This window comes from Cystobacter fuscus DSM 2262 (assembly GCF_000335475.2).
Lineage (GTDB): Bacteria > Myxococcota > Myxococcia > Myxococcales > Myxococcaceae > Cystobacter > Cystobacter fuscus.
In genome coordinates this window covers 487,030-494,206 of sequence record NZ_ANAH02000011.1, presented here as the reverse complement: position 1 = coordinate 494,206, position 7,177 = coordinate 487,030, and the positions used below count along the sequence as shown (strand labels likewise).

Annotated in this window: 7 protein-coding genes; 5 read left to right on the top strand and 2 right to left on the bottom strand. The window is 65.7% G+C overall.

The window, feature by feature from the left end; translation table 11 throughout:
* The first annotated feature begins 189 nt into the window (after nucleotides 1-189).
* Complete coding sequence (locus D187_RS22295) at nucleotides 190-1,251, top strand: hypothetical protein (protein ID WP_043430970.1); 1,062 nt, start codon at nucleotides 190-192, stop codon at nucleotides 1,249-1,251.
* A 76-nt stretch (nucleotides 1,252-1,327) separates the two neighbouring features.
* Here the strand turns inward: D187_RS22295 and D187_RS22290 are convergent, their stop codons facing one another.
* The gene (locus D187_RS22290) at nucleotides 1,328-2,875 is read right to left on the bottom strand and encodes a M48 family metallopeptidase (protein ID WP_002622861.1); all 1,548 of its coding nucleotides are present in this window, start codon (nucleotides 2,873-2,875) and stop codon (nucleotides 1,328-1,330) included.
* 259 nt (nucleotides 2,876-3,134) lie between these two features.
* Nucleotides 3,135-3,545: a winged helix-turn-helix transcriptional regulator gene (locus D187_RS22285; RefSeq protein WP_043430969.1), complete on the bottom strand. Its 411-nt coding sequence runs from the start codon at nucleotides 3,543-3,545 to the stop codon at nucleotides 3,135-3,137.
* A gap of 148 nt (nucleotides 3,546-3,693) precedes the next feature.
* Between D187_RS22285 and acuI the strand changes: the two genes are divergently transcribed.
* The 4 genes from acuI (at nucleotide 3,694) to D187_RS22265 (ending at nucleotide 7,037) form a co-directional block, all read left to right on the top strand.
* A complete protein-coding gene (gene acuI / locus D187_RS22280) occupies nucleotides 3,694-4,683 on the top strand; it encodes an acrylyl-CoA reductase (NADPH) (RefSeq protein WP_002622859.1) in 990 nt (329 codons plus the stop codon).
* 107 nt (nucleotides 4,684-4,790) lie between these two features.
* Nucleotides 4,791-5,684: an enoyl-CoA hydratase/isomerase family protein gene (locus D187_RS22275; protein WP_002622858.1), complete on the top strand. Its 894-nt coding sequence runs from the start codon at nucleotides 4,791-4,793 to the stop codon at nucleotides 5,682-5,684.
* A gap of 280 nt (nucleotides 5,685-5,964) precedes the next feature.
* Nucleotides 5,965-6,510 carry a type 1 glutamine amidotransferase domain-containing protein gene (locus D187_RS57145; protein ID WP_245591789.1) on the top strand — a complete coding sequence of 182 codons (546 nt, stop codon included), beginning with the start codon at nucleotides 5,965-5,967 and terminating at the stop codon, nucleotides 6,508-6,510.
* Nucleotides 6,507-7,037: a nuclear transport factor 2 family protein gene (locus tag D187_RS22265; RefSeq protein ID WP_051256472.1), complete on the top strand. Its 531-nt coding sequence runs from the start codon at nucleotides 6,507-6,509 to the stop codon at nucleotides 7,035-7,037. Before D187_RS57145 ends, D187_RS22265 begins: the two co-directional genes overlap by 4 nt.
* Nucleotides 7,038-7,177 lie beyond the last annotated feature (140 nt).

The window sequence follows — 7,177 nt, the reverse complement described above, 5'->3', positions numbered from 1 at the left end:
TCACCCAGGCTTTACCTGGCGCACTCGAGTTCTTTGACACCCTCTCGGCCCCCTGGCTGTCCAGCGGGTGCGAACCCTTCACTCCGTCACAGCCGCCGCGAGCGCACTCCTCCCACTAGGGATTCATGAGTTCGGGGGCTTGGTTCCAGCCCTGGCGGAAGGTCCACGAATACCAGGAGGCGGACTGGGATGGAGCATCTTCTCGCGTGGGCGTTGGCGACACTTGCCGCGAGTCTGTATCCGCTTCTGTACCTCTCTTATTGCCGCGCCGTCGGACTCAATCGTCAGGAGGTTCTCGACTTCATCGAGAAAGTAAATCGTGTCAACACTGTCCTGAGTACGCAGGAGACACGGGGTAAGAGCAGTATGTTCTGCAGACAGCATGCGTCCACGATGTTCGACATCAAATACGCATGGCGGGCCTACGTCCTCCCGCTGTTTCTCGCGAGTACGGTCACCTTCTTCGGTGTGCTCGCCGGGTTCGTGAAGGCCGGACATTCCCCTCTCCCCGTGGAACTCGTCCCGCTTTTCAACAAGTTGTCGCCAGCATTCCTCGCGGGATTCGCGGGTGCGTTCTTGTCGGGCATCTGGGAGTTGATTCGCAGGCACAGACGCTTCGAGTTCTCTCCCGACGCGCTCCATCGCATGTGGCACTCCCTGCTCGCCGCACCGCTTACCGCCACGCTGCTGTCGGCTGCATTCAAGGAGGAGGTGGCGCTCATCGTGGCCTTTGGCGTGGGCGCGACTCCCTGGCGGGAGTTGAGCGACCTGGTGTCCGAGCAGGTCCGCGGCCTTTTGAGACTCACGGGTTCCAGGCCCCAGGAAGAAGCCTCTACGCTCCACCACCTCCAGGGGATGACACGCGAACTCATCCACAGCTTCAAAGAGGAGGAGATCACGAGCACCGAGCATCTGGCCTATGCCGACCCCATCACCTTGCTGCTCACGAGCAATGTCAAAATCTTCCAGCTCCTGGATCTGATCAGCCAGGCGCTGCTTCATTGCTATCTCGGCGAGAAATGCGAGAGTTTACGTCCCTTTGGAATCCGAGGCGCCATCGAAGCCACGGAACTCTGGACGCGAGCGACCCAAGGCACGCAAGAGGAACGAGTGAAAGCCATGGAGGTGTTGAATGAGATCGCCAAGACACTCGAGCTGCCCGTTCCCGCCATTCAAAACCTGATGACCGTGCTTCTGAAAGATCCACACGTCGTGTTCCTGCGCGGCCTTGGTGGATTCCTTCGAGGGTGACGAGCCCGGGACAGAACGCCTTTCTCGGCCTACGAGACGTCTGACACCCTTCTCGGGCGCTCGATGCCTTCCTGAACTAGCCGGCGCGGCGCTGCTGGACGTCCGCGGGGGTGAGGGGCGCGTCGGCGAGCCCGGCCTCCTGCCAGCTCGCGCTCCAGGCCTCACGACCGAGCTCCCCGCGGAGGTAGCTGCGCACCAGCGAGGAGGGCTCGATCCGGAGTTCGCCCCGGGTGAAGGCGATGGCCTCTCCCGGGTTGTTCGAGGGCGTGAAGCCGTGGTCCACCAGCACGGCGCTCAGCACGCGCAGGTAGAGGCCGGTTGCCCACTGCTGGAGGGTGTCCTCGGGAACGTGGTCCGTGTCCTGTCCGGTCACCTTGGCGGCCAGCTCGCGCAGGGCCGGGGTCTCGGTGGGCAGCGTGAGGGGCGTGGTGCCGTGTGCGAGTCCTCGCTGGGCGTCCAGCAACGCCGCCCGCCAGTCGGGAACGAACACGCTCGCGCTCTCCGCCCAATCGATGGGGGTGAGCGTCGCCCCTTGCGTCCACTCCGAGTAGAGCTTCGCCTCCAACTGCGGCACGTCCGCGAGCAGCTCCACCGCGGGACGCATGTCCTGGGCCACCCACGGCGCATCGAGCGACTCGGCGTGGCGGATGCGCTCGCGCAGCGGCGGGTGCGTGTCGTACGGGTCCTGCTTGCCCTCGCTGAGCTCCTCCTTCTCCAACTGCCCCAGCCGCTCGGCGACGCTCGGAGCGCCAAGGAAGCGGCGGAAGCCCTCGCCCAGTGGCGCGTGGCGCTTGTTCTCGAGCAGCGGCCCCAGCTCGCTGTCGACGAACGCCGAGAACGCGAGCCCTCCGCGGTGCGTCTTCTTCAGCCCCTCCACCAGCGCCGCCGCCCCCTGGGTCCGGACCGCGACCCCGTCCGCGCTGTACTCCTGCGCGCGGCTGATGGCCTGGGTGATGCGCAGGTAGCCCTTCGCGAACCACTCGAACGGCTTGCCCACCGCCTTGAGGACGAAGGCGACGGTGCCCACCTCGGCCGAGGCCTCGCCGGCCGCGTAAAGGTTCTGGACGGTGCGGATGATGGCCCCGCGCGTCTTGTAGATCCACGGCCCCAGCTTGGTGTCTCCCCCATGGAAGTGGCCGAACTCGTGCGCGATGACCGCGCGCAACTCGCTCACGCCGAGGATGTTCACGAGCCCCAGACCGAGCCCCATCACCCGCTGGCTGCCCAGGCCCATCCAGCCACCCCGCTCCGTGACGAACGCGTTCACGTCCGGGACGAGGTACACGTGGGTGGGGGGCTGCTGGCCCGTCATCTCCGCGATGCGGTGAATCTCCTGGAAGAGCACCGGCTGCTCCTTCGCCGTCAGCTCCGGCCCCGGCGGGGTGAAGCGGTCGATCCGCGGGACGATGGACCAGAGGATGACCAGACCCCCAAAGCCCATGGCGCCCGCGACGAGCAGGAGCAAGACGAGGCCACGGCCGCGCGCGTGCTCGAGGGTGAAGGCTCCCAGCTCGTACGCGCCGTAGACGAGACCCGCGGAGGCGGTGAGTGCGAGGCTGAAGAAGAGGACCATCAGGAGGATGGCAACCGCTGCGCGGAAGAGGAGACCGGTGGAGTGGGCCATGATGGGAGCCGATGCTTCCACACCCCGGCGCCGACAGCCAGTCATCCCCCGGGCCAAACAGGGTGACAGACGACTCGTAGGAGGAGAGATGTCGGAACTGAAGGTGTATGGACAGGACCGCGCATGGTCTGGCCCGCGTGCGCCAGGCTTCGTCCGCAGGCGAACTCATTCCGGACAACCCTGGGCATGCCTGCCGGATCCAAGCGCACGCAGGGCATGGCGGCAGGGCGTGCGCGGTGGACAGACCGGAGCCGTCTCCCTAGTCAGCCGCGGCTCGTGCTTTGGCTCTGGATGCCAACAGCTCGCTCGCCGCACACGTCGGCAATGCATCGGGTTCGACCCCCTGACTGCGCAGGTAGGTCATGCCCCATTCGCGCAGCGTGAGCAGTACCGGCGCCAATGAGCGACCGAACGGCGTGAGTTCGTACTCGACCTTCGGCGGCACCTGCGGATAGACGCGGCGCACGACGACGCCGTCGTCCTCCAGCTCGCGCAGTTGCAACGTGAGCATGCGTTGTGTGGCCTTCGGGATGCGCCGCGTGATTTCCATGAAGCGCAGCGTGCCGCCCATCAGGTGGAACAGGATCAGCGGCTTCCACAGCCCGCCGATCACCGAGACCGTGGCTTCCACAGGGCAACCGCTCTTGGGGTCATGGCGCTTGGACCGCATACGTACATCCTTGATAGTAGCGTGGCTTCCACAGGGCAACCGCTCTTGGGGTCATGGCACTTGGACCGCATACGTACACCCTTGGTAGTATCCATCATTATTGTGCCTTCTTGTGGTTTTGTCAGTACCCGCCGCATTGTGGGCATCCATGAGAGGCCCCATTCGCGCACTGCTGACAAAGAAGACAGAGGCCGGGCTGTCGACGACCCTCACCCACCTCGATCCCGCCGAGCTCGGCGAAGGCGACGTCACCGTCCGGGTCGAATGGTCGACGGTGAACTACAAGGACGCGCTCGCGCTTTCAGGGCGCGGCGAGATCATCAAAAGGCTGCCGCTGGTAGGTGGCATTGACCTCGCGGGCACCGTCGAGTCGTCGGATGACACCCGGTTCGCGCCGGGCGACCGGGTGCTCGTCAACGGCTGGGACCTGAGCCAGACGCACCACGGCGGCTACGCCGAGAAGGCGCGCGTGCCGGCCAACTGGCTCGTCCCGGTGCCCGACGCCTTCAGCACGCGCGATGCCATGGCGATCGGGACGGCCGGCTACAGCGCAATGCTGTGCGTGCTCGCGCTCGAGCAGTCCGGCCTGACACCCGATGCCGGCGATGTCCTCGTCACCGGTGCGAACGGCGGCGTCGGCTCCATCGCGATCGCACTGCTGTCGAAGCTCGGCTACCGGGTCGTCGCCTCCACCGGCCGCGTGTCGGAGGCGGAGCACCTTCGCGCGCTGGGCGCGGCGGACGTCATCGACCGCAATGACCTCGCGCGGCCCGGCCCGCCTCTGGGTCCGGAGCGCTGGGCCGGCGCGGTGGACGCCGTCGGCAGCCACACGCTCGCCAACGTTCTGGCGCAGACGCGCTATCGCGGCGTCGTGGCCGCCTGCGGACTCGCGCAGGGCCTGGACCTGCCGACGTCGATGGCGCCCTTCATCCTCCGCGGCATCACCCTGGCCGGTATCGATACCGTGAGAGCGCCCCGCGAGCTGCGGCTGGCGGCATGGGCACGCCTCGCGACGGATCTCGCGCTGCCCAAGCTGGCCGCCGCCACGCGGGAAATCAAACTCGCCGACGTCCCCGACACCGTCGCGCACCTGCTGCGCGGTGAGGTCAGAGGGCGCCTGGTGGTGCGGATTCCCTGAACGGTCGAGTGGAACGCCGTCGGCGCGGGCCGTCCCTCGAGGCGCCGACGATCGAACCGAATGAGGGACGCGTCACAGCCGGAACACCCAAGCACGGAAGACAGCACATGACACAACGACAAGCCACGCCCTCTCTCTTCGATATCAAAGCGCACGGCTCCACGCTGGTGGTGCGCATCGACGGCGGTCCGCTGCAGCTCTTCAGCGCCGACGTGGCGCTGCAACTCGAAGCGCTCGTGGAGCGCGTGGACAAGGATCCCGATGTGCGTGCGGTGGTCTTCGCCAGCACGCATCCGCAGCGGTTCATGAGCCATGCGGACGTGAAATGGCTGCAGGAAGGCGGCGCCGACTACGTCGCGCGCCAGCAGACGGGTGCGCCGCCGCCAGCGCCCTCGGAGGGCTACGTTGGGCTCGATCGCCTGCACGCGATCTTCCTTCGCATGAACAGCATCGGCGTGGTGTTCGTCGCCGCACTCGAGGGCCAGGCGCTGGGGCTCGGCGCGGAGTTCGCATGGGCCTGCGACCTGCGGGTGATGGCCGACACGGACGCCTTCATCGGTCAGCCGGAAGTGCTGCTGGGGATCATGCCGGGCGGCGGCGGCAGCCAGCGCCTGACCCGGCTGGTCGGGTCACATCGCTCGCTCGTCGCGATCCTCGAAGGCAAGCCATTCACGCCCGCGCAGGCACTGGAGTTCGGTGCGGTGGATGCGGTGGTGCCGAAGGCCGACGTCGTAGCGAAGGCAATCGAGCTCGCCCAACATCTGGGCAAGCGCGACAAGGCGGCCGTAGGCGCCACCAAGCGTGCGGTCTACTTCGGTGGCTCGCTACCGCTGCCAGACGGCATCAAGCTCGAAGCCAAGGAATTCCTGACGCTCAACGTCTCCGCGAATGGTCAGAAGTTGATGCTCGCCTACCAGGCGAAGACAGCCGAGCTTGGGGAGCTTCCGCTCTACGCGACTGGTGGCTATGACGCCGCGCTACGGGCAGGGCAGGTCGTCTAGCTGGCGTCCCGCGTCGCCCGCCTTGGTTGATCAATCCCATTCAGCGGCGCATGGATGCGGATGGGACTGCTCCGCTTTCGTGGCTCTCCCGCACATTTCGTGCTTCGCCGGTGGCGGGCAGACAAGCTGCTCTCGTCCGGTCAGTTCAATGCGTGCGGAGTGCACACAAACCGCGGGAGAGCCAAAAGCGGATCAGTCCCACTTACTGCCCGCTGCTGGAGGCCTGGGCCTCGCTCTTGCTCACCGCGTACTGCGAGAGGAGCTGGTTCATGTCCATGGTCTGCAGCGTGGTGCCGCCCTTAGTTGCTGGGGCCAGCACGGCGGCTGTTCCGGTGGTTCAAAACCCGCAGCACGCCCGTGTTATTGGGAGCAAGAGCCGTGGGGGCTCAGCACCCGCATACCCGGCCCGAGCACCTCATTCGATACGGTCTTCTATCCGGGTGGCCATGGGCCGCTTTGGGACCTCGCCGAGGATCAAAAATCCATCAACCTCGTTGAGAGCTTCCTGGCCGCCGGCAAGCCGGTCGCGCTGGTCTGCCACGCTCCTGGCGTCTTGCGCCACACGAAGACGCCCGATGGTCGCCCGTTGGTCGAGGGCAAGAATGTTACCGGCTTCGCCAACTCGGAAGAGGAGGGCGTCGGCTTGACCCATGTGGTGCCATTCCTCGTCGAGGACGAACTCAAGGCCAAAGGCGGCATCTACTCGCGGGGTCCCGACTGGGGCTCGTACGTGATCCAGGACGGTCTGCTCATCACCGGCCAGAATCCTGGTTCGTCTCCCGCGACAGCCCGGGCTCTGTTTGACGCGGTGAAGGTCGCTGCGTGACCGCCTACGCCATCATCATGCGTGAACGAACGACCGATCCCGACGTGCTTGCGCAATATCGAGAGAAGGCTCGACTCGCTCCCGACGACGTGAGGACAATCATGAACGATATCGTTAGCGATTCGCCGTCCGACAATGTCAAGGGCATTGAGCGTCTATACGCGGCGTTCACCCGTGGAGACGGGGCCGGGGCATTGGCTGAGATGGCCGGCCAGATCGAATGGAATGAAGCAGAGAACTTCGTGTACTCTGATCGTAACCCATACCGCTCCCCAAACGCGGTCGCAGAGGGTGTGTTCGGTCGGCTTGTGGCAGATTGGGCGGATTACGAGGCGACCGCATCCGAACTATTCGGCATGGGCAATATCGTGGTCGCGCTGGGCCGCTCGAAGGGCATCCACAGGGCAACCGGCAAAAAGATGGACGCCCAGTTTGCTCATATCTGGCGCGTAGATGCCGGCAAGATCGTGGGCTTCCAACAGTACATCGACACGTTGCAGGTGTGGCGGGCCGCGCAAGCCTCCTAACGAATCCGGTCGCTGAGCCGGCGAGGGTGTCAGACGATTCGTAGGGGGTGAGGTTGTCGGAACGAGTTCTTTGACACCTTCCCAGGGCACGAGCGGCGACCTGCGGAAGGGGCTGTAGTCCACCCGCGCCAGACGTGAGA